Genomic DNA, 25407 nt, shown 5'->3' on the forward strand with positions numbered 1-25407 from the left:
GATTCGGACGGCATTCAGAAGGACACGGAGCGCATGTTCGGCTTCTTTCCGCGTCTGAAGGAACGTGCGTCGCAGTACGCGGGCACGCTGTCCGGCGGCGAACAGCAGATGCTCGCGATGGCCCGCGCGCTGCTGTCGCGCCCGAAGCTCTTGCTGCTCGACGAACCGTCGATGGGTCTTTCGCCGATCATGGTCGAGAAGATCTTCGAAGTCGTGCGGGAAATCTCGAAGGAAGGGCTGACGGTGCTGCTCGTGGAGCAGAACGCGCGTCTCGCGCTGCAGGCGGCGAATCGCGGTTACGTGATGGATTCAGGCACGGTGACGATGTCCGGCGACGCGAAGGTCATGCTCGATGATCCGAAGGTCAGGGCGGCGTATTTGGGTGAGTGAAGACTTAACCGTCCGATGCTCGAAAGGGAGCCGACTGTCGCGAGACAGTCGGCTTTTTTCTTTTCCAGGATTACGGGTGCTTCGCCAAATTGTTCTCGCTTTCTCGTCATCTGTCGCATTAGCCCGCTTTCTCAGATTCTTCCCACTATCGAAGCTCAGGATGCCGATCAAGAATCGGGGATTTTGCGCGATGTTCACCTCCAGTCTCAGCCAGCTGCCGAAGCGCGGCCACCTCCTCATCGCAGCCACGATGGCACTGACGGGCTGCGGATTGTTTCCGCAGCCCAGTCATAACGTGACCGTCGCGGCGCCGGAATACGATAGCGCGGTCTCTGCGCGTATCAGACTTCTCTCCGGCAACGGAACGCGCACTGCCTCGTACCTTCCCAATCACGCCTGTTATGGCGGTTCCGTCGAGGGAGCTGAATGGGTGGCCGGTGACGACGGTTTTTTTGCCAATTGGAAATATTCGTCGCGGAGCGAGGTTATCGGCATGCCGCCGAGCCCGCGCGAGTTCATGCGAGTCGACGGCCTGGAGTTCAAGGATTCCATCAGAGAGTATGTGGTGGCGGGCGGCCAGCCGATTGTCCTGAGCATGGGAACGAGCGGCAGTGCGGGTAACGCCCATTGGTGGTGTACTCCACCGCGTGTGACTTTCAGTCCGGTTGCGGGCCGTGACTACGATGCGTTTCTCGAGATGAAGGGCAGGCAGTGCTGGATATCCGTTCGTCTTATCGACGGCCATGACATGGATGAACCCGTCGCTGTGACACGCGCTGCCAAATGTGCCGACGCGAGAGTTGACACGGATTCGAATTCAACTTCGCAATGATCGCGAGCCTTGCATCGCCTTTCGCTCGGCCATTCACATTCGAACCTCTCAGATCAGATAAGAATATATGCAACGCTTGAAAATCATACGTTGGCTCTTGGCTGCCTTCGCTTTCCTCTCGATAGCGACGGCGACAGGACAGACTCAACCGATCGCACCCGTATCCGCCGAGACGAGAGACTTGGCGGACTTCAACTCGCGGCTTGCATCATCAGGTATCGACCCGGATTCGCCGCAGGGCGCGATGCTGCGCCAATACTTTTCGAAGCTATGGCGAGGTGGTGCAACGCGGTCTTCCCGCTAAGGGCAGCCAGATTCTTCCCTACAAGCGACTGATCATCGAAGCAGATTGGGTCGATTCACGCTCACCACTGAAGCGTGTGCCCTTCACGTCAACTCTTGTGAACCGTCACGACAATGGTGTCGTTTCGGAGCAAAGCGTCACGACCGCTGGAGATAGTGCGGTTACATGGGCCTATTTCCGGACCTACTACCGAATGGCGGACCTGCGTTCTCAGGAACTGTGGGGCGATAGCCAGATCGGCATGGCGAACCTCAAAGATAGCACTGCGATCCGCGCGACCCCACAGACCCTGGTCAAAGGGGCGGAATTTGATATGTCCGTTCCTCAGCCTTCCCGAAAGGGCGAAAAGCGCATGCAGTGCCGGGTCGGACACAAAACCGGCGTTCGACGTGTTTGCTTCGCTCACCGGCTCCGCAGTCGAAACCCACTGCTCAGTAGCGACGCAGAGCGGATTCGTCGTGGAGTACGACGGCGTTTGGCTCACTGATTACAACGTAGACCTGACGCTGAAATACAGGGAAGAAAGCGGCACAACGGACGTGGTCTTTCGCAACATTTCGATCGAACCCAATCCGTCGTTCAAGGTGCGCGGCTCGTCGGTAGAAGATGCGGCGCGCAATCCGCAAAGAAAGCAAAGACGCGCAGCGGCCGTCGACGAGATGCCTCAAATCTGCTTTTCTTGTTGAACCTGGTCGACATCTGAGAAAGATAGCGGCCTTGTCGAAGCGTTCAGCCTGAGTTCGCGCGTCAAAGCCGCTTCCCCAAACTCACCACTTCATCCATCCGATACCCGAGCCTTTCATAGAACCCGCGCAGCTCCGTCTTGAACGACAAAATCTGCAGATTCACCTTCGGGCAGCCGAGCTTCGTCAACGCCGCTTCCGCGTGCTTCATCAACGCACTGCCGTATCCACGGCCGCGCAGCGCAGGCGTGACAGCAAGCGAATACACCCAGCCGCGATGCCCGTCGTAACCGGTCATCACCGTGCCGATCACTTCGCCATCCATCGAGCCGACGAAGAACAGCTCCGGTTGCGTGCGCATCTTGTTCTCGATCGACAGCGCCGGATCGCGCTGCGGCCGCGATGCGTCCGCGTACTCCGGAAACACATCGCGCCACAGGGCGATCACGGCGTCGCGATCGCCTGCATCGAAAGTGCGGATGATCACAGCGAATCGAGCACCGAACGCAGCATCGTCATCATCTGGTCGATCTCGTCCTTCGTCACGTTGAGCGCGGGCATGAAGCGCAGCAAATTCGGGCGCGCCGCGTTGAGGAGGAGGCCGTCGGGCTGCATCAGACGCGCCTTCTCGACGATTTGCGGACCCTTGTCGCTGTCGAGCAGCAACGCGCGCAGCAAACCTTCGCCGCGCTCGCCCTTGAAGCCGCGCTCGTCCGACAGCTTCAGCAGTTCCTGCTTCAGATACTCGCCGCGCTCGCGCACGCCTTCGAGAAAGCCCGGCGCGACGAGTTGCGAAATCACCGAGTAGCCGACCGCCGTCATCAGCGGATTGCCGTTGTAGGTGCCGCCCTGATCGCCCGCATCGAAGCACGCGACGTCCGCCTTCGACAGGAGCGCCGCGAGCGGCACGCCGCCGCCGATGCCCTTGCCGAGCGTCATGATGTCCGGCTCGACGCCCGACAGCTCGTACGCGAACAGCGTTCCCGCGCGGCCGCATCCGCTTTGCACTTCATCGACGATGAGCAGGATGTTGTGCTTCTTCGTCAATTCGCGCAGTTGCTGCATGAATGCGCGCGTCGCGGGAATCACGCCGCCTTCGCCCTGAATCGGCTCGAGCATCACGCCCACGGTCTTCTCGTTGATGAGCTTCTCGACCGACGCGATATCGTTCAGATCGGCCTTCGGAAAGCCCGGCACTTGCGGCGCGTAGATCGTGTCCCAGCCGGCCTTGCCGCTCGCGGACATCGTCGCGATCGTGCGGCCGTGGAAGCTGTGGTCGAACGTGATGATCTCGTACGCGCCGTTCTTGAACTTCTTGCCCCACTTGCGCGCGAGCTTGATCGCGCCTTCGTTCGCTTCCGCGCCGCTGTTGGCGAAGAACACCTTGTCGAAGCAACTGTTCGCGGTGAGCAGGCCGGCGAGCTGCGCCATCGGCGCGTTGTAGAACGCGGGCGACGGGTTGATCAGCGTGCGCGCCTGCTTTTCCATCGCCTCGATCATGCCTTCGTTGCAGTGGCCGAGCGAGTTCACCGCCCAGCCCTGGATGAAGTCGAGATAGCGCTTGCCCGTGTTGTCGTAGAGCCAGGAACCCTTGCCATGCGTGAACACGATCTCGGGACGGTTCGTGATGTACATCAGCGAATCAACGGGGTACTCATTGAAATTCATGACAGCGGGCTCCACGAAGGCTAGTGCGAGAAAAAGAGGAAAACGATGCGGAAAAAACAAAAGCCACGGATTTCCGTGGCTTCATTTCGTACGCTTCGACAAGACCGAACCGTGAGCGCAGTGCGTGACGAGCCAGCGGCATCCCTAGGGAAGCGGCGAGCGGCGACGTCGAAGTGCGTTCAGCGTTTTGAGCATTCGCGAAGGATACGTTAAGCGGTTGCCGCCTGTAAACCGTGGACGCGGATTTTTTGTCCGCGTGCACGTTGTGTGCAAGCTCACACGGGATGCGCGAGATCTGCCGCGCTCGTGAACGAATCCGCGTAGAACTCGTCCTCCGGCAGCCGATGATGCTGCGTGAAGTCGCGCTGCGCCGATTCCACCATCACGGGCGCGCCGCACGCGTACACCTGATAGCCGCTCAAGTCTGGCAGATCTTCGATGACAGCCCGATGAACGAAGCCCGTGCGGCCCGTCCAGGCGTCGCCGGCGTCGGGTTCGGAGAGCACCGGCACGAACTTGAAATTCGGAACCTCGCGCGCCCACTGTTCGGCGAGCGACATCATGTAGAGATCCTTCTTGCGGCGGCCGCCCCAATAAAGCGTCATCGGGCGATTCAGATTCTTGAAGACCGCATGTTCGATGATCGCCTTGATCGGCGCGAAACCCGTGCCCGAAGCGAGCAGAACGATCGGCTTGTCGGACTCGTCACGCAGGAAGAACGTGCCGAGCGGGCCTTCGAAGCGCAAGATGTCGCGCTCTTTCATCGCGCCGAAGACGTGATCCGTGAACGTGCCGCCCGGCATGTGGCGAATGTGCAGTTCGAGCGGCCCTTCGTGATGCGGCGGGCTCGCCATCGAATAGCTGCGGCGCTTGCCGTCCTTCAGGATGAATTCGATGTACTGGCCCGCGTAATACTGCAGGCGTTCGTTCGCGGGCAGTTGCAGCTTCAGTTCGATGACGTCGTCGGCTTTGCGTTCGAGCGCGTTCACGCGGCACGGCAGCTTTTTCACCTGGACGTCGCCGACGCCCGCGACTTCGCGCACGTCGATGGTCAAATCCGTCTGCGCGGTCGCGCAACAGAAGAGGGCCATGCCGCGCGTCTTTTCGTCGTTCGACAGTGCCGACGACGAATGCGGCGCCTGCTCGACCTCGCCGCTCACGACGGCGCCCTTGCACGAACCGCACGCACCGTTCTTGCAGCCGTACGGCAGGCCGATGCCCTGGCGCAGCGCGGCGGTCAGCACCGGTTCGTCGGGTTCTACTTGAAACTGCCGGCCGCTTTGCCGGAGCGTTACGTTGAAAGCCATAGATCGATTTCTGCGATGTGTGGAGTTGTCTCGTGAGTCTTTTCGGACGCCGCACGCGGGTTTAAGGCGACGGATAAAATGCTCCGATGATCGCCACTCGAAACCTTCGCCGCGCGCGCGTCCTGATCGTCGGATGCGGCGATGTCGGCATGCGCGCGTTGCCGCTTCTGCATGCGCGCGCCGCCGCGCCCCGCGTCGTCGCGCTCACGCATCATCCCGAACGCGCCGGCGAATTGCGCGCGGCCGGCGCGACGCCCATTTCCGGCGATCTCGATGTGCGCCGCAGCCTCGCAAGGCTCGCCGGCCTCGCACGCGACGTGCTGCATCTCGCGCCGCCTCAGCGCGACGGCGATTCGGACCGCCGCACGCGCGCGCTGATCGCCGCGCTGCGCAGACCGCGCCGCTCGGTGGCGCGCGCCGCCGCAAGCCATTGGCTGCATGCGGATCGCGCCGGAAAAACATCTTTCATTGTACCCGACGGTCTTCGTGCGGCCGCGAAGCGCCGGGACGGGCAGCGCACGCGTTTCGTCTATGCGAGCACGACCGGCGTTTATGGCGATTGCGCCGGCGCGTGGATCGACGAAACGCGGCCTGCGCGGCCTGCGAACGAACGCGCGCGGCGGCGCGTGTCGGCGGAGCGGCAGTTGCGCGCGGCGGGCGTGAAAAGCGGCTGGCGGGTGTCGGTCGTGCGGATTCCGGGCATTTACGCGGCCAACCGCCTGCCGATCGCGCGCATCGAAAAGGGCATGCCCGCGCTCGCCGAACCGGACGACGTCTACACGAACCACATTCACGCCGACGATCTCGCGGCCATTCTCGTGCGTGCGCTCGCGCGCGGGCGTGCGCAGCGCGTCGTGAACGCGTCGGACGACACGGATTTGCGCATGGCGGATTACTTCGACCGCGTGGCCGATGCCTACGGCCTGACGCGCGTGCCGCGCATTTCGCGCAGCGAAGCGCAAACGCGCCTGGAGCCGGTCACGCTTTCGTTCATGCGCGAATCGCGGCGGCTCGCCAACACGCGCCTGAAGCGCGAACTGGGCTACGTGCTGCGCCATCCGACGGTCGACGCGTTCCTAAAGCAGAACGCGCGGCGTTAGATCAGCGCCGGAATCGTTTCGAGCAGAACGAAGCACATCAACGCGCCGATCAATGCGCCGATGAGATTCGGCGAATACTTGTGGCGCATGTGCATGACGAAGCCCAGCACCCCGATGAGGACTGCGCACAGCGCGACGAACGCTACCAGCGCAACGGCCGATTGGGAGACCATGATGCCCTCCTGCTTTTTTCGTAATCATTTTGGTATCCGTTAGACCAGTATAAGAGTACGAAACGTGGAAGGCATGCTGCATCGCAGCGTCCGCCGGTGAGGGGATTCACCGATTTGCGTGCTCAATGCGAAGTGTTTCGCAACGCGGCGAGATCGGCGTCTTCGAGCCAGCGCCATGCGCCTTCGACGAGCGTGTCGGGCAACGCATAACCGCCGACCCGCTCGCGATGCAGCTTCTCCACGCGGTTGCCCGCGGCCGCGACCATGCGCTTGACCTGATGGTATTTGCCTTCGAGCACGGTGAGTTCGAGCAGCCGTTCGCCGCGTTGTTTGGCGGCGAGCGCGGCGCTGGGTTTCGGCTCGCCGTGCAGCAGCACGCCTTCGCGCAACTTCGCGAGTTGCAGACCGTCGAGCGGATGACGCACGGTCGCGAGATAGACCTTCGGCACCTTGCGCTTGGGCGACGTGAACGCGTGCACGAACGCGCCGTCGTCGGAAAGCAGCAGCAGGCCGGTCGTGTCCTGGTCGAGCCGGCCGACGGCCTGCACGCCGCGCTCGGCGAGTTGCGGCGGCAGCAGATGAAACACGCTCAGATGATGCTGCGGATCGCGCGAGCATTCGTAGCCCGCGGGCTTGTTGAGCGCGATGTACGCCTTCTCGCGATACGTCCAGAGATGATCGTCGACTTGGAATTCGAGACCGGGCGTGACGGGGAGATGGGCGTGCGGATCGTCGCGCACGATGCCCGCGATGCGCAGGCGGCCTTCGGCCACGATGCCGCGGCACTGGCGGCGCGACCCGAAGCCTTGGGAGAAGAGGAGGGTTTCGAGGTCCATCGGATGAGCGGAGTTGAAGCGCGCATTCTAGCAAGCCGCGCTTTCGGTCCGCGCGCGCCGGCGCGCTTCGCATCGCCAAAAAAAGCGCCGCCCGAACCGCGGGCGGCGCCGAGCGTGGCGATGCGCTTTCGGACGGCCATGCGTCCGCGGCCAGCGTCATCGCCCAGGGAATCGTCGCGTGCGCGTCATTGCATGTCGATGCGGCCATACACGCCGTTGGCTTCGTCGTTCGGCCCGGCGGCGAAAAACAGCGTGTTCGACGGCTGCGCGTTCAGGTTGTTGCCGAACGCGATGCCCCACAGACCGTGCTGCACGAGCGGCGCGCCGCCGGTATCCGTGAGCGCGCCGACGAACGCGCCGGTATTCGGATCGAACGCGTTGATGGTGCCGTCGCCGAAATTGCCGATGAGGATATCGTTGCTGAACGTGCCGAAGTTTCCGGGCGCCTGCGCGATGCCCCACGGAGCGTTGAGCGGCCCGTTCGCCGCGAAGCGCTGCGTCAGATTGCCGTCGATGTCGAACACGTCGACGAAGCCCAGGCCCGCGCCGGGCACGTCGTCCTCGGCGTCGCCGTCCTGCTTCGCGTAGGTGACGACAATCTTCGAGCCGATCGTCTGAATGCCGAAGGGCGCGAAACCCGCCGGAATCTGCGCGTCCCTGAAGCCGCCGGGCACGGCGATCTTCGTGAACGTGCCGTCGAAGACGTCGACCTTGTTGTTATGGAAATCGGTCGCGTAAAGGCGATGCGCGCCCGTCGACGTCGTGGCGATCGCGAGTCCCTTGTAGATCGCGCCCGACGCGCTCGAATCGACGGCGGTGAACGCGTGCGTCATGTCGACGGCGGGTGCCCACGCGGTAATCGAGCCGCCTTCTCCCGCGAAGACGAACGCGGCGACGCCCGACTTGCCGTTGCGCGAGAGCGTGAGATCCGGCCCCTTGTTGAAGACGATTCCTGTCGGTTTGGCGGGCCCGGACGCGCTCGGAGGGATCGATACGACCAGCGACTGAACGACGCCGTTGCCGTCGTAGAGCGTGGCCGTCTGCGTGCCGTTGTCGGCGACCCAAACGAAGCCGTTCGGGTTGAACGCCACGCCCCAGCCGTTCTTCAGATTCGGGTCGGTGTGAGGCGCGGACACGGCGCCATCGGAGACGACGATCGACATCTTGAAACGTGTCGCCGTCGGCATGTTGTCGTCCGAGCCGCCGCCGCATGAGGCGATGCCCGCGAGCGAGACGACCGCGGCGGCGCAAACCACCAGACGGCGCAACAATCCGGTTTGCATGATGGTGACTCCTTCGGCGCGGTTCGCCGGCAGCTCGTTCGTCACCTTTAAACGGATGTGCGTTGCGGCTTATTCCGTTTGCATCATGCTGAATGGCGCGTCAGTACATCAATGCGCGTCGCCGCGTCCCTTCGATACGGCCGGCACGCCCAGGCCGAAGAGCGTGAAGCGCGAATCGTCGTCATCCGGTATCCCCGAATGATGGGCGTGCGCGTTCCAACGGCCGTCGTAGGTCATCGTCGGGACGACCGGCTTCGGGATGCCGCTCGCCTGGCGGAAGTACTCGGTGTTGCTCTCGTTCTGCACAGCGAGCGCGCGGCGCAGCGTCGCCTGCGCCTGGCCGTTGCGCGGGTCGAGCGCGACCGCGCGGCGTGCGTTGCGCAACGCGCACGCCGCTTCCATGTTGGCGGCGCAGGCGCGCGCGTTCGCTATCGCGCCGTCGCGCGCACGTTCCTGACGCGACAATTCGGCCGCGAGCTGCTGGATTTCCGGACTGCGCGGCTCGCTCGCCGAGAGGCTGCGCATGTGACGGCGCGCCGCCGCGAGGTCGCGCCCGGCGAGCGCTTGCTGAGCCGCCGCGATGCTCCGCGCGACGGCTGCGGGAAGCGGCTCCGGCGCAGGCTGAACGGCGGGCGTGGCGGGCGTGGGCGGTTTGTCGATCGAGGCGACCGTCGCGGTGCTGCGCGGCTGTTCGGATTGTCGGGCGACGGGCGCGGTATTTCGAGGCTGCTCGATCGCGCGGGCGACGGGCGCGGGCGCTTGCGTCACCGGTTTCGGCGGCACCGGCGCCGCTGCGGCGATCGTCGCGACCACGCGCGGTTCAGGCATCTGCAGCGATGCGACGACCGGCGTCGTCGGCTTGGTCGGCGGCGCGACGGCAGCGACCGATGCGGCTGTCGCTGCGGCTGCGTTCGTCGTGGGAACGGGCGTCGCCGGCTTCGCAGTTGCGAACATGGCTGGCGACGCGTTGCTCGCCGGAGCCGCGTTCGCCGCAACGTGCGGCGTCGTCGGCAACATGCTCGATGCCGTGACGCGCGGCGCGACAGACGCGGTTTCCGCTATCGGCGCGGGCTTCTTCGCGATCGTCGTTGTCGTCGTCGCTGACGGGACAGGCTGCGCACTCGGCGTATCCGCTTTGGAGCGCGCCAACGATGCGTGCCGCGCGGCATCGGCTTTGAGCGCGCCGGAGGCGCCGTCGCGAATCGATCCCGCCGCGCTGATACCGGGCTCCGCGCTCGGCGACGGCGCGTTGTCGTCCAGACGCGCGTAAAAGTATCCGCCGACCGCGATGCTGGCGACCACCCCGCCGACCAGCATCGCCATGCCGGTGCGGGCGGGCTTGCGCTGATCCTGCGCATCGGGCTCGACGAAGTTCGGATAGGACGTCAGCATCCTGCGGCGCACGAGGCGCTGCAGCCAGTGGCTATCGTCCCAGTCGAGAATGTCGAGCGGCGCGGGCACCGGCGCCGCGGCGGCCGCGGCGGCTTCGGCCGCGCGGCTCGTGAAAATCGCGCCCTGACGATCGGCGCCGCACGCGGGGCAGGTGTCTTCCGAGGCAGGGGAAACGGTGTTGCAGCGCTTGCAGATGACGGAGTCGAGAGACAGCGAGTGATCAGGTCGATTCATGTCGTACCTTTCTTCGAGTTATGGCTCGGCGCGTCGCGCGAGCGGGTCACGACATCGAGAGGGTCCTAAGCAACCCGAAATGCGGGCGCTGCGCGTGCGAGCATCCCCGCGATGCTCCGCGCGCCGGGGTTCCCGATGCCGATGGAGGCCATTTTTTGCTGACGCGGCAGTGCGCGTCTACGCGAGAGCGCACATAGCCGGACGGACGACTTACGCGCGCTCGCGTCATCGGCGAAATTGCGTGTCATCACGCACATAAGGACGATGACAATGCAATCGAAGGGGCTTCGACGCGACGGCGCGGCAACTGATCGTCGGACTGCCGCTATTCATGGGCGCGATCGAATACATCTTGAGGGTGGCGCTGAAGCAGCCGGGCAGGGATGACTTCTTTCCGATTTCGCTCGTCGCGTCGAGCGTCAGTCTGAATCTTGCTTTGACGGTGCTGCCGGGTGAGCTTCGCCGCGGCGCCTATTCTCGATGGTTCTCCGAGCGACGAATCGCTCAGGCGTTTCTTGTCGCGAATCTGGGAATTTTCGCCTCTCTAATCGGGATGCTTCTCTGGATATACTTGCTCGTCGCTTCGTTCAGTGAGGAAGTTCGGGCGATTCTGCCTATGCATCCTCTTCGGGATGCTCTGGTCTACTATGTATTTTCGATCGCGGTGAATGAATGGAAGGCGTGGGTGGAAAAATGTTGAACTTCGTGCTGGGTTTCTTTCGAGAGTATTGGCCTGTCGTGTTGGCTTACGCGATCGCCAGGTTCGTCGTTCCGCCCGTCGTGGGCTGGATTTATCGGAAGACTGCGGGCGATGAGCCGCGCGTCGAAGTCGGGCGCGGTTCAGGCAACGTTCAAACGCAGATTGCCGCGAAACCCGGCGAGATGCCGAAATGACGCCGAAGCCGTGCCCCAAACGCAAAAAAGCCGCTCACAACGGAGCGGCTTTTTCAACAATCCTGGTGCCCAGGGCCGGAATCGAACCGGCACGCCTTGCGGCGGGGGATTTTGAGTCCCCTGCGTCTACCAATTTCACCACCTGGGCCTGAATCGACTCGTAGCGGAACAGAGCGAACCAACGAGCCAATCGAGTCGGCGATTATGACCGAAAACGCCGTCGCCGGCAAGCATCGACAGTAGCGTTTTCAGAACAAAGGACATTACTGCGCGAGATACGTAAATGCGCCGTTCTTGATGACGCCCATTACGCTCGCGCGCTGATCCAGACCGACGTGATCCGTCGCGCTCGTATTGACGACGCCGTTCGGCACGACCAGTTCGTGCGCATGCTCGAGTTCCGAGCGCAGCGCCACGCGAAACTCCTTCGTGCCCGGCTTGGCCGTCTTCAGCGCGCGCGCCACGGCGTCCTGAAGACGCGGATACACGCCCGCCGCATCGCCCGCGAACTGCGTCACGGTGCCCTTGCCGTACTTCTCCTCATACGCATTCGCGAACGCCAGCGCAGCCTTCTTCGACGGATGATCCGCCGGCAGCGTCCGCGCGACGACGACCGGCTGCGTCGGGAACAGGGTGCCCTCGACGTCCTTGCCGCCGAGCTTGATGAACTCGGGCGTCGCGATGCCGTGCGTCTGATAGATCGCGCCCTTGTAGCCGCGCTCGACGAGCGTGCGCTGCGGCAACACCGTCGGCGTGCCCGCGCCCGCGATCAGCACCGCGTCGGGCTTCGCGGCCATCAGCTTGAGAATCTGGCCGGTGACGCTCGCATCGGTGCGATTGAAACGCTCGCTCGCGACAATCTTGATATGCCGAAGATCGGCGAACTTGGTGAACTCGTTGAGCCAGCTATCGCCGTAGCTGTCCGCGAAGCCGATGAAACCCACCGTCTTCACGCCGTGATTGGCCATGTAGCGCGTCATGACGTCGGCCATCGCGCGATCGGTCTGCGCCATCTTGAACGCCCACACTTTCTTGCCTTCCTGCGGCTCCACGACCGATGCCGAGCCGATCAGCGTGATCATCGGCGTTTCGGATTCGGCGACGGGATCGAGCGCGGCGAGCGCCGCCGGCGTGATGTTCGGCCCGACGATCACATCGACGTGATCTTCGCTGATGAGCTTGCGGATGTTGCGCACGGCCGCGCCCGGATCCGAGCCGTCGTCGAGGATGATGTACTCCGCGCTCTGCCCGGCGATGGTTTTCGGCCACATGAGCATCGCGTTCTTGCTGGTGATGCCGATGGCGGCGGCCGGACCGGTGCTCGACAGATCGATGCCGACCTTCAACTGGGCGTGCGCGGCGGCGGCAACTACGGACAAGGCGACGCCGGCAGCGAGCCGGCGCGTGAACTTCGACAACGTCATCGGATGGTCTCCAAAAGGGCAGGATTTTCTAGGCGGCGGGCGCCGCCGATATTCAAAGCTCGTAACTCTCGTGCTCGCCGGACAGCGCCTGTTCGATCAGCTTGCGATTCAGCGACGGCGACAGCAGTTCGACGAGCGTATACACATAGCTGCGCAGGTACGCGCCCTGTTTGAGCGCGAGCCGCGTGACGTTCGTGCCGAAGAGATGTCCGACCGGCATCGCGCGCAAATGCCGATCGCGCTCCGGATTGAACGCGATATCCGCCAGAATCCCGACGCCGAGCCCCAGTTCGACGTAAGTCTTGATGACGTCGGCATCGATGGCTTCGAGCACGATGTCCGGTGTCAGATTGCGCAGCGCGAACGCCTGATTGATCTTCGTGCGCCCGGCGAACGACGCCTCGTAAGTGATGATCGGGAATTGCGCGAGATCGTCGAGCGTCAGCGTCTTGCGCTCCAACAGCGGATGATCCGGCAGCATGACGGCCAGATGCTGCCACTGGAAGCAGGGCAGCGACACCAGTTCCTTATAGTTGGCGATCGCTTCCGTCGCGATGGCGATATCGGCCTGATCGTGGATGACCATTTCGGCGACTTGCGTCGGACTGCCTTGCAGAATCGAAAGGTGGACCTTCGGGAAGCGCTTCTTGAATTCTGCGATGGCGGACGGCAGCGAATAACGCGCCTGCGTATGCGTGGCGGCGATGACGAGATTGCCCTGATCCTGCGCGGCGTAATCCTTACCGACGCGCTTCAGGCTTTCCACTTCCTGCAAGATTTTCTCGACCGACGCGAGAATGATGCGCCCCGGCTCGGTGAGCGACCTCACGCGTTTCCCGTGCCGCGTGAAGATTTCGACGCCCAATTCGTCTTCCAATTCGATGATCGCTTTCGAGACGCCCGGCTGCGACGTATACAGCGCCTTGGCGGCTTCCGTCAGGTTGAAGTTCTGCCGGACGGCCTCGCGCACGAAGCGAAACTGATGCAGATTCATTTATAGCCTTTGTTTATTACTACCGGGCATATCAAAGTAATTTTTCAGTCGTTTGCAATATATAGCAGGTTCTTTACTATCAGTCCAATTTTTCCAATATCCATATCTCCATCTGTCATAAGCAAATGAGCGTTCAGTCTGAACGGCTCGGGCAATAGCGACTCAATGGATATTCGATGGACGAGACGCGCCGCGTAACCTAGGACGCTGCGCTTTACACAAGAACTTGGGGCCCCCGAATGTACCAATACGATCAGATCGACCAACGTATCGTCGACGAACGTGTCGCGCAGTACGCCGACCAGGTCCGCCGACGTTTGTCGGGCGAATTGAGCGAAGAAGAATTCCGTCCGCTGCGTTTGCAGAACGGCCTGTACATGCAGCGCCACGCGTACATGCACCGCATCGCGATCCCGTACGGCAACCTGCGCAGCGACCAGCTCCGCATGCTGGCCACCATCGCGCGCGAGCACGATCGCGGCTACGGTCACTTCTCGACGCGGACCAACATCCAGTTCAACTGGGTCGAGCTCGAAGAGACGCCGGAAATCCTGCGCAAGCTCGCGTCGGTGCAAATGCACGCGATCCAGACGTCGGGCAACTGCATCCGCAACATCACCGCCGATCAGTTCGCGGGCGTCGCGCCCGACGAGCAGGTCGATCCGCGTCCGTGGGCGGAAGTTCTGCGTCAATGGTCGACGTTCCATCCGGAATTCGCGTGGCTGCCGCGCAAGTTCAAGATCGCGGTGAACGGCTCGGCGGAAGACCGCGCGGCCGTGCAAGTCCACGATCTCGGCGTGTATCTGAAGAAGAACGCGCAAGGCGAAGTCGTGATGGACATTCTCGCGGGCGGCGGCCTCGGCCGCACGCCGATCGTCGGCGCGATCATCAAGCGCGATCTGCCGTGGCAACACTTGCTTACTTATTGCGAAGCCGTGCTGCGCGTGTACAACCGCTACGGCCGTCGCGACAACATGTACAAGGCGCGTATCAAGATTCTCGTTAAGGCGCTGTCGCCGGAGAAGTTCAGCAAGCAGGTCGAGGAAGAGTGGCAACACTTGAAGGACGGCCCGTCGACGCTCACGCAGGAAGAAGTCGATCGCGTGTCGAAGTTCTTCGCGTCGCCCGTCTACGAGAAGCTCGCGGACACCGACGCTTCCTATGAAAAGCATCTGATCGACAGCAAGCCGTTCGCGCGCTGGGTCGAGCGCAACGTGCGTCCGCACAAGGTGCCGGGCTACGCCGCCGTGACGCTCTCGCTCAAGCAGCGCCACATCGCGCCGGGCGACGCCACCGATCAGCAGATGGACGACGTCGCCGCGCTCGCCGATGAATTCTCGTTCGGCGAAATCCGCGTGTCGCACGAGCAGAACCTGATTCTCGCGAACGTGAAGAAGCGCGATCTGCACACGGTGTGGGAACGCGCGAAGGCGCTCGGTTTCGCGACGGCGAATATCGGCCTGTTGACGGACATCATCGCGTGCCCGGGCGGCGATTTCTGCTCGCTCGCGAATGCCAAGTCGATCCCGATCGCGCTCGCCATTCAGGACCGTTTCAACGATCTCGACTACGTGCACGACCTCGGCGACCTTTCGCTGAACATCTCGGGCTGCATCAACGCGTGCGGTCATCACCACGTCGGCAATATCGGCATTCTGGGCGTCGATAAGGACGGCTCGGAGTGGTATCAGGTGACGCTCGGCGGCGAGCAAAGCTCGGGCGCGACCGGCGCGCATCTCGGCAAGGTGATCGGCCCGTCGTTCTCGGCCGAAGAGATGCCCGACGTGATCGCGCAAGTGATCGACACTTTCGTCGACAACCGCATCGAAGGCGAGCGCTTCATCGAGACGTTCGGCCGCATCGGCATGGCGCCGTTCAAGGAGCGCGTGTACGCATCGCGCCAGGCTCACGCTTAAGGATCTGCAAATGACGTTGATTATCAAGAACCGCGCGGTCGTCGAAGACAGTTTCACCGTTGTGCGCGCCGCCGAAGACGGTACGTTGCCCGCCGTCGATGCGCTGCCGGCCGGCAAGATCATCGTGCCGTTTGCGCTGTGGAAAGAGCACAAGCCGGCGATCGTCGCGTCGCGCGCGAAAGAAGACATCGGCGTGTGGCTCGCGCCGGACGACGAACCCGCCGACATCGTCGCGGATTTCGCGCAGATTTCCGTGATCGCCGTCGATTTCCCGGTGTTCCGCGATGGCCGCGGCTTTTCTATCGGCCGCTTGCTGCGCGAGCGCTATCAGTGGACGGGCGAACTGCGCGCAATCGGCGACGTGCTGCGCGATCAGGTTGCATTCCACGCGCGCTGCGGCTTCGATGCGTTCGCCGTGCGCGCGGACAAGGACATCAACGACGCGCTCAACGCGTTCACCGAGTTCACGAATCTGTATCAGGGCGCGACCGACAATCCGGAACCGCTGTTCCGTCGTCGCGCGGCGCTCGTCGCAGCGCTTGGAGCCTGATGTATGACGCCTGAATTGCAAGCCAAGGTTGAACGCCTGGATGCGCTGCTCGATTCGATCGCGGCGCGCCACCAGAACGTCAAGCTAGCCAGCAGTCTCGCCGCCGAAGACATGGTGCTGACGCACGCCATCCTTTCGCGCGATGTGAAGATCGGCATCTTCTCGTTGAATACGGGCCGTTTGCACGCGGAAACGCTCGGCATGCTCGATACCGTGAAAGCGCGCTACGGCTACGACATCGAGCAGTTTCATCCGCAACAGGACGCGGTCGATGCCTACGTGCGCGATCACGGTCTGAACGCGTTCTACGAAAGCATTGATTTGCGCAAGAGCTGCTGCCATATCCGCAAGGTCGAGCCGCTCAATCGCGCGCTGTCCGATGTCTCCGCGTGGGTGACGGGACAGCGCCGCGAACAATCGGTGACGCGCGCCGAGCTGCACGAGGAAGAGCGCGACGAGCCGCGCAACATCGCCAAGTTCAATCCGCTCGCGGACTGGACCGAAACCGATGTGTGGGATTACCTGAAAGCCTTCGATGTGCCCGTGAATCCGCTGCACGCGCGCGGCTATCCGAGCATCGGCTGCGAGCCTTGTACGCGCGCGGTGCGCCCCGGCGAAGACAGCCGCGCCGGACGCTGGTGGTGGGAATCGCGCGATACGAAGGAATGCGGCTTGCACATCACGAACATCAAGATCGTCGAAGCAGCACCAAGCTCCGCGATCTAAGGCACTACCCCCTGTCACTGAACGCGGCGCTCATAGAAGCGCCGCTAGAAAAAGGATCGACGAACATGAGCACGACGCTCGACTCTAACGTCACCGCACCGGTCGTCAACAAGGCGACTCGCATGGATCACCTGGATTGGCTCGAAGCCGAGTCGATCCACATCATTCGCGAACTGGTCGCGGAATGCAGCAAGCCCGCGCTCCTGTTCTCGGGCGGCAAGGATTCGGTCGTCGTGCTGGCGCTCGCGCTCAAGGCGTTCGGCCTCGGCGGGGGCCGCAAGACGACGCTGCCGTTCCCGCTGGTTCACATCGACACGGGTCACAACTTCCAGGAAGTGATCGATTTCCGCGATCGCCGCGCGGCCGAGATCGGCGCGGAGCTCGTCGTCGGTCATGTCGAGGATTCGATCAAGAAGGGCACGGTGCGTCTGCGTCGCGAGACGGATTCGCGCAATGCCGCGCAAGCGGTGACGCTGCTCGAAACCATCGAGCAATACGGCTACACGGCGATGATCGGCGGCGCGCGCCGCGACGAAGAAAAGGCGCGCGCGAAAGAGCGCATCTTCTCGTTCCGCGATGAATTCGGCCAGTGGGATCCGAAGGCGCAGCGTCCGGAACTGTGGAGCATCTACAACGCGCGTCTGCACAACGGCGAGCATCTGCGCGTGTTCCCGATCTCGAACTGGACCGAGCTCGACGTGTGGCAGTACATCGCGCGCGAAAAGCTCGAACTGCCGAACATCTACTACGCGCATGACCGCGAGATCGTGCGCCGCAACGGCCTGCTCGTGCCGGTAACGCCGCTCACGCCGGTGCGCGAAGGCGAGACCGCCGAGATCGCGCAAGTGCGTTTCCGCACCGTCGGCGATATCAGTTGCACGTGCCCGGTCGCGAGCGATGCCGATGACGTCGAGAAGATCATCGCGGAAACGGCCGTGACGGAAATCACGGAACGCGGCGCGACGCGCATGGACGATCAGGCTTCCGAAGCCGCGATGGAACAGCGCAAGAAGCAAGGTTATTTCTAAGCATCACGCCACAGGAAGAAACGAGTCATGAGCATCTATCAAGCTGAAGATCTGGGCGTGTTGCGCTTCATCACCGCGGGTTCCGTCGACGACGGCAAGAGCACGCTGATCGGCCGTCTGCTGTACGACAGCAAGGCCGTCTTGTCGGATCAGTTGTCGGCGATTTCGCGCGCGAAGAACAAGCGCACGGTCGGCGATGAAATCGACCTCTCGCTGCTCACGGACGGCCTCGAAGCCGAGCGCGAGCAGGGCATTACCATCGACGTCGCGTATCGCTATTTCGCCACGGCGAAGCGCAAGTTCATCATCGCCGATACGCCGGGCCACGAGCAGTACACGCGCAACATGGTGACGGGCGCGTCGACGGCGCATGCGGCGATCATTCTCGTCGACGCAACGCGCGTCACGTTCGAGGACGGCGTCGCGCAACTGCTGCCGCAGACGAAGCGCCACAGCGCGATCGTCAAGCTGCTCGGTCTGCAGCACGTGATCGTCGCGATCAACAAGATGGATCTGGTCGAGTACAGCGAAGCGCGCTTCAACGAGATTCGCGATGCGTACGTCGTGCTCGCGCGTCAGCTCGGGCTGTCGAACGTGCGCTTCGTGCCGGTGTCGGCGCTGAAGGGCGACAACATCGTGACGGCGAGCGAGCGCATGCCGTGGTACGCAGGCGAGCCGCTGCTCGATCTGCTGGAATCGCTGCCGGTCGCGCAGCCGAACGATCAGGCGCTGCGTTTCCCGGTGCAATGGGTCGCGCGTCAGGACGGCTCGCAAGCCGACGATTTCCGCGGCTACATGGGCCGCGTCGAAGCGGGCGAAGTGCGCGTCGGCGATGCGCTGACCGTGCTGCCCGCCGGCCGCGAAGCGACGGTTGCCGAGATCATCGCGCCAGTGCCGGGTGGTGTCGCGCCGGTGGATCGCGCGTTCGCTGGCCAGACGGTGACGATTCGCCTGACGGAAGACGTCGACGTGTCGCGCGGCGATACCTTCGTGCCCGCCGCGGCGAAGGTCGAGCCGGCGAAGAAGCTCGAAGCGGACCTCTGCTGGTTCGACGAAGAGCCGCTTTCGCCGCAGCGCAAATATCTGCTGAAACAGACGACGAACACGGTGTTCGCGCGCATCGGCGCGGTGAAGCAGGTGCTGGACGTGCATACGCTGTCGCATTCGGTCGATCGCAGCACGCTCGCGATGAACGACATCGGCCGCGTGGCGCTCACGTTGCAGAAGCCGATCGTCGCGGACGAGTACGATACGCATCAGGGCACCGGCGCGTTCGTGCTGATCGATGAAGCGACGCATCACACGGTCGCCGCCGGCATGATTCGTTCGATCGCGGCTTGATCGACATTTAGCGACGGATGATTGCAATGGGTAAGGTCTATCTGATCGGAGCGGGGCCGGGCGCGGCGGATCTCATCACCGTGCGCGGCATGCGCTTGCTCGAGCAGGCGGACGTCGTGCTGCACGACGCGCTCGTCGAACCGGCGATGCTCGACTACGCGCCCAACGCGAAGAAGATTGCTGTCGGCAAGCGCTGCGGACAGCGTTCGACGGCGCAGCACTTCATCAACAAGCAGATCGTCGATGCTGCGCTGGAACACGGTGTCGTGGTGCGTCTGAAGGGCGGCGATCCGATGCTCTTCGGCCGCGCCGACGAGGAAATGCGCGCGCTCGAAGTTGCGGGCATCGAGTTCGAAGTGGTGCCGGGCATCACGGCGGCGCTCGCGAGCGCGGCGACGCTCAAGCGCTCGCTGACCTTGCGCGGTGTGGCGCGCAGCGTCGCACTGGCGACGCATTCGCGTGCGGCGGACAGCGACGAGATTCGCGAGCAGGCGAAGGCCGATTCGCTCGTGTTCTACATGGGCCGCGACAGCGCGCCGGACATCGCGCAGCAGTTGATCGATGCGGGACGTCCCGGCTCGACGCCGGTGGCGATCGTGGAGGCGTGCAGCACGCCGCGCGAACGCACGCTGACGTTGACGCTCGCGCGTATGGCGCTGGGTGAGGCGCAGGAGTGGCTGGATCCGTCGCAGCCGAGCTTGCTGATGATCGGTGAGGCGTTTCGCGAACGGGCGTCGGCGGTGAAGCCGAAGGTGCATTTGAAGGGGATGCAGGCGGCGGCTTGATGTCGTTTGACAGGCTCAAAGTAAGGAGCGCACCGGAGACGGTGCGCTCCTTTTGCTTTGGATCTCGGAATTCAAAAGTCGACGAGCTTGATTTTCTTCTTTTTCGAGTTGCTGCCGCGGGAATGCGTACTGCGAGGCTATTGCCTATTTGGAAATGAGCAGATCCATACGGGGCCCAATCGGATATACGGAAAAGTCAATCCAAGTAGAGGCGCTCGATTCGGAGGGTGCCATTCGGCCGAACGGCCAGCGATGAACTACGCGCCCATCTGCCGCAAACAATACCCCGCGACCGCTTCCAGCACCGCGTCATCTTCCCCGACTGCCGTCGCGCAGAAAATCGCAACGTCGGGATGTGCCTTCCGGCACTTCTCGACGATCTCCGGCAAATCGCGACGCACATGCCCGCCCTGCCCAAAAAACACGGGCACGACCGTAATGGCATCGCATCCATCGGCGGCTTGCCGCGCCACTGCGGCCGGCAAATCCGGCGACATCAACTCGAGAAACGCCAGCGCCACCGGCTGATCGCCGCGCGAACCACGCAACTTCTGCGCGAGCCGCTCGAATGGCTCGGCCCAGCGCGGATCGCGCGCGCCGTGACCGAACAGGATGATGCCGTGCTTCTTCATCGCGCGTTCTCCGTCAGAGAAGAAACGTCAGTGCCGCTCGACCCACTTCAGTCCGATCAACCCGACCGCCAGATAGGCGAGCGCGGGCGCGGCCGCCGTGAGCGGCGCGGGCCAGGTATTCAGATTGCCGATATGCGAGAACAGCGTGTTGAACAACTGGAAGCTCATGCCGATCATGATGCCGCCGAACACCTTCACGCCGACCACGCCCGCGCGCGTATGCAGGTACGCGAACGGCAGCGACAGAATCAGCATCACGAACACCGCGAACGGATAAAGAATCTTGCGCCAGAACGCGATCTGATAGCGCTGCGCGTCCTGATGGTTCTCCGTCAGATGCTGGATATAGCGAAAGAGGTTGAACATCGACATCCGGTCCGGCGACACGAGCAGCACCGACAGAATCTGCGGCGTCAGCTCGGAGCGCAACGAGTACTCCGGCAGCGTGGTCTGCGTCGCGCGATACACCGGATTCAACGTGTCGCCGGGATTGACGGCCTGCGGCGGCGCGTCGTTCAGGCGGGTGTCGGTCACGCCGGTGAGCTTCCAGTGGCCGGGCGGCGCGTACACACCCGTCTTCGCGATGCGTACGTTGGTCAGGCGGAACTTCGAATCGAACTCGTAGATTCGCACGTTGGCGATCGTCGTATCGGGGTTCAGCGTGCCGACGTTGACGAAACGCGTGACCTGTTCGCCGTTCTCTTTCGCCGTCAACGTGTCCTTGACCCACACGCCCGACTGAAAATTCGATGACACCGACGATCCGAGCGCCTCAAGCCGCACGCGCTCGGACAACTGGTCCGTGTATGGCCCGATCACTTCGCCGATGAGGTACGTGATGAACACCAACGGAATGCCGATCTTCATCAGCGAGCGCAGCGCCGCGCCGGTCGAAAGCCCCGACACGCGGAAGATCGTGAATTCCGAGGCTGCCGCCATCTGCGCGAAGACGTAAATGGCCGAGATGAGCGCGGCGACGGGAATGATCTCGTAGAAGCGCGAAGGCGTCTGCAGCCCGACGCGCAGCACCGCGAGCATGAAGTTGTATTTGCCGTGCCCGACCGTGTTCAGCTCGTTGATCAGGTCGAAGAAGAAGAACAGCCCCGAGAACGCGAACAGGATGAAGATGAACGCGAGGTAGATCTGGCGCGCGAAGTATCGTTCGTAGATGCGCAACATGTCAGGCCCCCTTTGAACCCGTCAGCGACGAGAGCCTGAAGAGCGGCCGGTTGCGAATCCGCAGCCAAAAGATGAATGCGACGAGCGCCCCCACGACGAGGTGCAGCCCGACGAGTCCCACGCCGAACGACAGCTTGCCTTGCTCGATCCACGACTGCACGACGTTCAGCAGGTTCGAATACGTGAGATAGATGAGCACGGCCATCACGAGATTGATCGTGCGGCTGCGGCGCGGGTTTTGATACGAAAGCGGAATGGCGAGCAGCATCAGATTGATGGCGATGATCGGCAAGCCCGCGCGCCACGCGAACTCCGCGAGATTTTCCTTGGTCGGATCCGCGAGCAGATCGGGCGTGTAGATGCCCGTGGTCGTCGGCGTGTTGACGACCTGGCGGCTCATTATCTTCACACCATAGCGCTCGAATTCCATGATCCGGAAGTTCGGCTGGCCGGGCTCGCCGTCGTAGCGGCGGCCGTTGTCGAGCACGATGAAGCGGTCGCCGTCGGGACGCGTTTCGGTGTGCCCGTTCTTCGAAACGATCACGTTGACCTTGCCGCCTTCCGTGCTCGTGACGAACACGTTCTCGACGTGCCCCTGATCCTGCGACATCTTCTCGATGAAGAACACGCGATGGCTCGCCGGCGATTCGCGGAACTGGCCCGGCGCGAGCAGCGACACTTCATCGCGCTGCTGAAAGCGCTGCTTGATGAGCTTGCTCTGCTGATTCGACCACGGCCAGCCGACGAAAGCGAAGAACATGATGAGGATGATGATCGGCGTCGAGAACACGGCGATCGGCTTGATGAGCTGCGTCTGACTCACGCCCGACGCGAGCCACACGACCATTTCCGAGTCGCGATACCAGCGCGTGAGCACGAAGAGGATGGAGACGAACAGCGTCACGATCAGCATGACCGCGAGATAGCCGATGACGGTAAGCCCGATCAGCACGACGACGTCTTTCGGGTCGATCTGACCTTGCGCCGCGAAGCCGACGATGCGGATCATCATCGTCGTGAGCATGATCGTGAGCAGGACCATGAACACGGCGCCGGCCGTATACGCGAGTTCGCGCTGCAGGGAGCGTTCGAAGATCATTGAATTTTGCGATTTGCCGGCGGGGATGCGGAATCATGCACGCATCTTGTGGCGAAGGGGAAGGGCATCGTGCTCATCCTCGCTTTGCGCCTGTGACCGCCGCGGAAAAAATAGCGGATAATTGCGGCTTTCATCCTTCAGCCTAGATTTTATCCGAGGATAAGCGCGATGGACTTTAGCATAAAAGCCTGTGATTGGAGCAAAGGCGAGGCAAATGGTTTCCTTACCGGAAAGTCGGATGTCATCGTGCTCGGCATCTTTGAAGCGCAGACGCTCACGGGCGCCGCGCGCGACATGGACGTCGCCACCAAGGGCCTCATTTCGCGCGTCGTGAAAGCCGGCGACATGAGCGGCCGCGCCGGCACGACGCTGCTCGTGCCCGAAGTGACCGGCATCGGCGCATCGCGCGTGCTGCTCGTCGGGCTCGGCAAGCAGGACGCCTTCAATCAGAAAGCCTATGGCGAAGCCGTGCGCGCCGCGTGGCGCGTGCTGCTCGGCTCGAAGATCGGCCAGGCGACCTTCACGCTCGCTCAACTGCCGGTCCAGGAGCGCGACGGCGTGTGGGCCGTGCGCGCCGCGATCCTCGCGCTGCGCGAGCTGACCTACAAATTCACGCAGATGAAGAGCAAGCCCGACAACGGCGCGCGCTCGCTCAGGAAGATCGTGTTCAGCATCGATTCCGCGGACGAGAAAGCCGCCAGGGTCGCGGTGAAGCAGGGCGTCGCGATCGCGAACGGCATGGATCTCACGCGCGATCTCGGCAATCTGCCGCCGAACGTCTGCACGCCGACCTATCTCGGCCAGACCGCGAAGAAGCTTGGCCGCGACTTCAAGCTGAAGGTCGAGGTGCTCGGCCAGAAGCAGATCGAGGCGCTCGGCATGGGCTCGTTCCTGTCGGTGGCGAAGGGTTCGGTCGAGCCGCCGCAGTTCATCGTCATGCATTACCAGGGCGCGGGCGTCGAAGCGAGCAAGACGAAGGGCAAGAACGCGCCGATCGTGCTGGTCGGCAAGGGCATCACGTTCGACTCGGGCGGCATCTCGATCAAGCCGGGCGAGGCGATGGACGAGATGAAATACGACATGTGCGGCGCGGGTTCCGTGTTCGGCACGATGCGCGCGGTCGCCGAAATGGGCCTGAAGCTCAACGTGATCGGCGTGATCCCGACTTGCGAGAACATGCCCGCGGGCAACGCGGTGAAGCCGGGCGACATCATCACGGCGATGAACGGCACGACCATCGAAGTGCTCAACACCGACGCCGAAGGCCGCCTGATCCTGTGCGACGCCTTGACCTACGCGGAGCGCTTCAAGCCCGCCGCCGTGGTCGATATCGCGACGCTCACGGGCGCGTGCATCATCGCGCTCGGGCATCACAACACCGGTCTCTTCTCGAAGGACGACGCGCTCGCGGGCGAGTTGCTCGACGCATCGCGCGAAGCGTCCGATCCGGCATGGCGCCTGCCGCTCGACGACGAGTATCAGGACCAGCTCAAGTCGAATTTCGCGGATGTCGCGAATATCGGCGGACGTCCGGCCGGCAGCGTGACGGCGGCGTGCTTCCTGTCGCGCTTCGCGACGGCGTATCCGTGGGCGCACCTCGATATCGCCGGAACCGCGTGGAAGAGCGGCGCGGCGAAGGGCGCGACGGGCCGTCCCGTGCCGCTGCTTTCGCAGTTCCTGGTCGATCGCGCGGGCGCATGACACGCATCGACTTCCATACGAATGTCGGCGATCCGCTCGCCTACGCCTGCCGCCTCGCGCGCAAGGTGTATGCGAGCGGCAAGCCGCTCGTCGTGCTCGCCGAACCGCAGCGTCTCGCCGCGTTCGACGAGCAGTTGTGGACCTTCCAGCCGCTCGAATTCGTGCCGCACTGCATGGCGAAGAGCGCGCTCGCGCTGGACACGCCTGTCGTGCTCACGTCGAATCTGGATGAAGCGCCGCATCATCAGGTGCTGGTGAATCTCGGCGCGCCGGTGTCCGCGCAGTTCGCGCGCTTCGAGCGGCTCGTCGAGATCGTCGGCAGCGAGGGGGACGAACTCGCCGCGGGCCGCGAGCGTTATCGCTTCTATCGCGATCGCGGCTATGCGATCGAGACGCACAATCAGGGCGGTTGAGCGAACAGAAAGCGCGCGTTGCGTGCGCTACGCTGGCAGTGACAAAGGAGACCACCCGAGATGACCGACAAGCCCGAATCCTTCGATTCCTCCATTCCGACGCTGACCGATGTCGTCGTGCCCGGCAAGCCGGAATACGCGCGCGCGCCGTCGATCAACGCCGCGATCGAATACGACGCGGACCAGATCGCCGAGCGGCTGCGCGGCCGCTTCACGAACTTCCTGACAGGCGATGCGCGCGCGCTCATCGAAGAACGCTGCCGCGAAGTGCTGCGCGAACATTCGACGCAACTCGTGTCGGCGATCACGCGCGAAGTCGCGATGGCGCTCGAAGGCCGGATGAGCGAATGGGTGCGCGATGCAGTCGAGGAAGAGTTGCGCCGTCAGCGCGGCGAATGAGTTCTATCGCGGCGACGGTATCTCCGCCCGGCACGCGATAACCTGATCCCGGCGACACCCTGTTTCTCCAGTCGAACGCGCGCGTTCGATTGTTGCGCTATTTCTTTTGGCGAACTGATCATGT

At 63.1% G+C, this 25407-nt stretch carries 27 protein-coding genes and 1 tRNA gene; 15 read left to right on the forward strand and 13 right to left on the reverse strand.

From position 1 onward, the window contains the following. From NCS02_RS03425 to NCS02_RS03435, 3 genes are all read left to right on the forward strand, one after another. Positions 1-390 (forward strand): ATP-binding cassette domain-containing protein (locus NCS02_RS03425; RefSeq protein ID WP_250522890.1); only part of this gene is annotated, 390 nt, incomplete at its 5' end. Between the two features lie 160 nt (positions 391-550). Beyond that, complete coding sequence (locus NCS02_RS03430; RefSeq protein WP_244807748.1) at positions 551-1222, forward strand: hypothetical protein; 672 nt, start codon at positions 551-553, stop codon at positions 1220-1222. 693 nt (positions 1223-1915) lie between these two features. Further along, positions 1916-2212, forward strand: a complete 297-nt coding sequence (locus NCS02_RS03435; RefSeq protein ID WP_244807749.1) for a hypothetical protein — start codon at positions 1916-1918, stop codon at positions 2210-2212. Positions 2213-2273: 61 nt separating this feature from the next. Here NCS02_RS03435 and NCS02_RS03440 read toward each other — a convergent pair whose 3' ends face one another. The 3 genes from NCS02_RS03440 to NCS02_RS03450 form a co-directional block, all read right to left on the reverse strand. Then, positions 2274-2696, reverse strand: coding sequence for a GNAT family acetyltransferase (locus tag NCS02_RS03440; RefSeq protein ID WP_244807750.1), 423 nt, complete (start codon positions 2694-2696; stop codon positions 2274-2276). Continuing rightward, positions 2693-3877, reverse strand: coding sequence for an acetylornithine transaminase (locus tag NCS02_RS03445; protein ID WP_244807751.1), 1185 nt, complete (start codon positions 3875-3877; stop codon positions 2693-2695). Before NCS02_RS03445 ends, NCS02_RS03440 begins: the two co-directional genes overlap by 4 nt. A 275-nt stretch (positions 3878-4152) precedes the next feature. Then, positions 4153-5184 carry a CDP-6-deoxy-delta-3,4-glucoseen reductase gene (locus NCS02_RS03450; RefSeq protein ID WP_008351145.1) on the reverse strand — a complete coding sequence of 344 codons (1032 nt, stop codon included), beginning with the start codon at positions 5182-5184 and terminating at the stop codon, positions 4153-4155. An 86-nt stretch (positions 5185-5270) separates the two neighbouring features. On the opposite strand from NCS02_RS03450, the gene NCS02_RS03455 reads away from it, so the two are divergent. Then, the gene (locus tag NCS02_RS03455; protein WP_244807752.1) at positions 5271-6284 is read left to right on the forward strand and encodes an NAD-dependent epimerase/dehydratase family protein; all 1014 of its coding nucleotides are present in this window, start codon (positions 5271-5273) and stop codon (positions 6282-6284) included. On the opposite strand, the gene NCS02_RS03460 is transcribed toward NCS02_RS03455, so the two are convergent. The 4 genes from NCS02_RS03460 to NCS02_RS03475 form a co-directional block, all read right to left on the reverse strand. Continuing rightward, the gene (locus tag NCS02_RS03460; protein ID WP_008351142.1) at positions 6281-6457 is read right to left on the reverse strand and encodes a hypothetical protein; all 177 of its coding nucleotides are present in this window, start codon (positions 6455-6457) and stop codon (positions 6281-6283) included. The genes NCS02_RS03455 and NCS02_RS03460 overlap by 4 nt on opposite strands. Positions 6458-6579: 122 nt before the next feature. Further along, on the reverse strand, positions 6580-7293 hold the full coding sequence (locus tag NCS02_RS03465; protein WP_244807753.1) for a pseudouridine synthase: 714 nt from the start codon (positions 7291-7293) through the stop codon (positions 6580-6582). A gap of 185 nt (positions 7294-7478) precedes the next feature. Next, complete coding sequence (locus NCS02_RS03470) at positions 7479-8576, reverse strand: TIGR03118 family protein (RefSeq protein WP_033537122.1); 1098 nt, start codon at positions 8574-8576, stop codon at positions 7479-7481. 108 nt (positions 8577-8684) lie between these two features. Next, on the reverse strand, positions 8685-10202 hold the full coding sequence (locus NCS02_RS03475; RefSeq protein WP_250481499.1) for a hypothetical protein: 1518 nt from the start codon (positions 10200-10202) through the stop codon (positions 8685-8687). A gap of 331 nt (positions 10203-10533) precedes the next feature. Here NCS02_RS03475 and NCS02_RS03480 point away from each other — a divergent pair, with 331 nt between their 5' ends. Both NCS02_RS03480 and NCS02_RS03485 read left to right on the forward strand, forming a co-directional pair. Further along, complete coding sequence (locus NCS02_RS03480) at positions 10534-10902, forward strand: hypothetical protein (RefSeq protein WP_250481500.1); 369 nt, start codon at positions 10534-10536, stop codon at positions 10900-10902. Then, positions 10875-11096, forward strand: coding sequence for a hypothetical protein (locus tag NCS02_RS03485; protein ID WP_152563226.1), 222 nt, complete (start codon positions 10875-10877; stop codon positions 11094-11096). The genes NCS02_RS03480 and NCS02_RS03485 overlap by 28 nt, the downstream gene beginning before the upstream one ends. Before the next feature lie 63 nt (positions 11097-11159). Here NCS02_RS03485 and NCS02_RS03490 read toward each other — a convergent pair. The 3 genes from NCS02_RS03490 to NCS02_RS03500 form a co-directional block, all read right to left on the reverse strand. Next, positions 11160-11244, reverse strand: a tRNA-Leu gene (locus NCS02_RS03490). Between the two features lie 115 nt (positions 11245-11359). Beyond that, positions 11360-12520, reverse strand: coding sequence for an ABC transporter substrate-binding protein (locus tag NCS02_RS03495; protein ID WP_008351129.1), 1161 nt, complete (start codon positions 12518-12520; stop codon positions 11360-11362). Between the two features lie 52 nt (positions 12521-12572). Then, entirely contained in the window at positions 12573-13514 is a 942-nt protein-coding gene (locus tag NCS02_RS03500) for a CysB family HTH-type transcriptional regulator (RefSeq protein ID WP_008351128.1), read from the reverse strand. Positions 13515-13753: 239 nt separating this feature from the next. Between NCS02_RS03500 and NCS02_RS03505 the strand changes: the two genes are divergently transcribed. From NCS02_RS03505 to cobA, 6 genes are all read left to right on the forward strand, one after another. After that, positions 13754-15430, forward strand: a complete 1677-nt coding sequence (locus NCS02_RS03505; protein ID WP_250519323.1) for a nitrite/sulfite reductase — start codon at positions 13754-13756, stop codon at positions 15428-15430. Between the two features lie 10 nt (positions 15431-15440). Next, complete coding sequence (locus NCS02_RS03510; protein WP_034472943.1) at positions 15441-15980, forward strand: DUF934 domain-containing protein; 540 nt, start codon at positions 15441-15443, stop codon at positions 15978-15980. Positions 15981-15983: 3 nt separating this feature from the next. Further along, positions 15984-16706, forward strand: coding sequence for a phosphoadenylyl-sulfate reductase (locus NCS02_RS03515; RefSeq protein WP_244807757.1), 723 nt, complete (start codon positions 15984-15986; stop codon positions 16704-16706). A 65-nt stretch (positions 16707-16771) separates the two neighbouring features. Continuing rightward, positions 16772-17734 carry a sulfate adenylyltransferase subunit CysD gene (cysD, locus tag NCS02_RS03520; RefSeq protein WP_008351121.1) on the forward strand — a complete coding sequence of 321 codons (963 nt, stop codon included), beginning with the start codon at positions 16772-16774 and terminating at the stop codon, positions 17732-17734. Between the two features lie 27 nt (positions 17735-17761). Then, positions 17762-19075, forward strand: a complete 1314-nt coding sequence (locus NCS02_RS03525) for a sulfate adenylyltransferase subunit 1 (protein ID WP_008351120.1) — start codon at positions 17762-17764, stop codon at positions 19073-19075. Between the two features lie 26 nt (positions 19076-19101). Next, the gene (gene cobA, locus NCS02_RS03530; RefSeq protein ID WP_008351119.1) at positions 19102-19860 is read left to right on the forward strand and encodes a uroporphyrinogen-III C-methyltransferase; all 759 of its coding nucleotides are present in this window, start codon (positions 19102-19104) and stop codon (positions 19858-19860) included. Positions 19861-20117: 257 nt separating this feature from the next. Here cobA and NCS02_RS03535 read toward each other — a convergent pair whose 3' ends face one another. From NCS02_RS03535 to lptF, 3 genes are read right to left on the reverse strand one after another with little or no spacing between them, the layout of a single operon-like run. Then, the gene (locus tag NCS02_RS03535) at positions 20118-20492 is read right to left on the reverse strand and encodes a sirohydrochlorin chelatase (protein ID WP_244807758.1); all 375 of its coding nucleotides are present in this window, start codon (positions 20490-20492) and stop codon (positions 20118-20120) included. A gap of 27 nt (positions 20493-20519) precedes the next feature. Next, positions 20520-21668, reverse strand: coding sequence for an LPS export ABC transporter permease LptG (gene lptG / locus NCS02_RS03540; protein WP_008351117.1), 1149 nt, complete (start codon positions 21666-21668; stop codon positions 20520-20522). Between the two features lie 4 nt (positions 21669-21672). Further along, a complete protein-coding gene (gene lptF / locus NCS02_RS03545; RefSeq protein ID WP_008351116.1) occupies positions 21673-22770 on the reverse strand; it encodes an LPS export ABC transporter permease LptF in 1098 nt (365 codons plus the stop codon). A 168-nt stretch (positions 22771-22938) separates the two neighbouring features. Here lptF and NCS02_RS03550 point away from each other — a divergent pair, with 168 nt between their 5' ends. From NCS02_RS03550 to NCS02_RS03560, 3 genes are read left to right on the forward strand one after another with little or no spacing between them, the layout of a single operon-like run. Next, positions 22939-24471, forward strand: a complete 1533-nt coding sequence (locus NCS02_RS03550) for a leucyl aminopeptidase (protein WP_250519324.1) — start codon at positions 22939-22941, stop codon at positions 24469-24471. Continuing rightward, positions 24468-24884: a DNA polymerase III subunit chi gene (locus NCS02_RS03555; RefSeq protein ID WP_008351114.1), complete on the forward strand. Its 417-nt coding sequence runs from the start codon at positions 24468-24470 to the stop codon at positions 24882-24884. The genes NCS02_RS03550 and NCS02_RS03555 overlap by 4 nt, the downstream gene beginning before the upstream one ends. A 60-nt stretch (positions 24885-24944) precedes the next feature. Further along, positions 24945-25283 carry a DUF2486 family protein gene (locus NCS02_RS03560; RefSeq protein ID WP_008351113.1) on the forward strand — a complete coding sequence of 113 codons (339 nt, stop codon included), beginning with the start codon at positions 24945-24947 and terminating at the stop codon, positions 25281-25283. The last annotated feature ends 124 nt before the right edge of the window (positions 25284-25407 follow it).

Origin of the sequence: Caballeronia sp. NCF2 (assembly GCF_023631205.1) — a bacterium.
GTDB lineage: Bacteria > Pseudomonadota > Gammaproteobacteria > Burkholderiales > Burkholderiaceae > Caballeronia > Caballeronia zhejiangensis.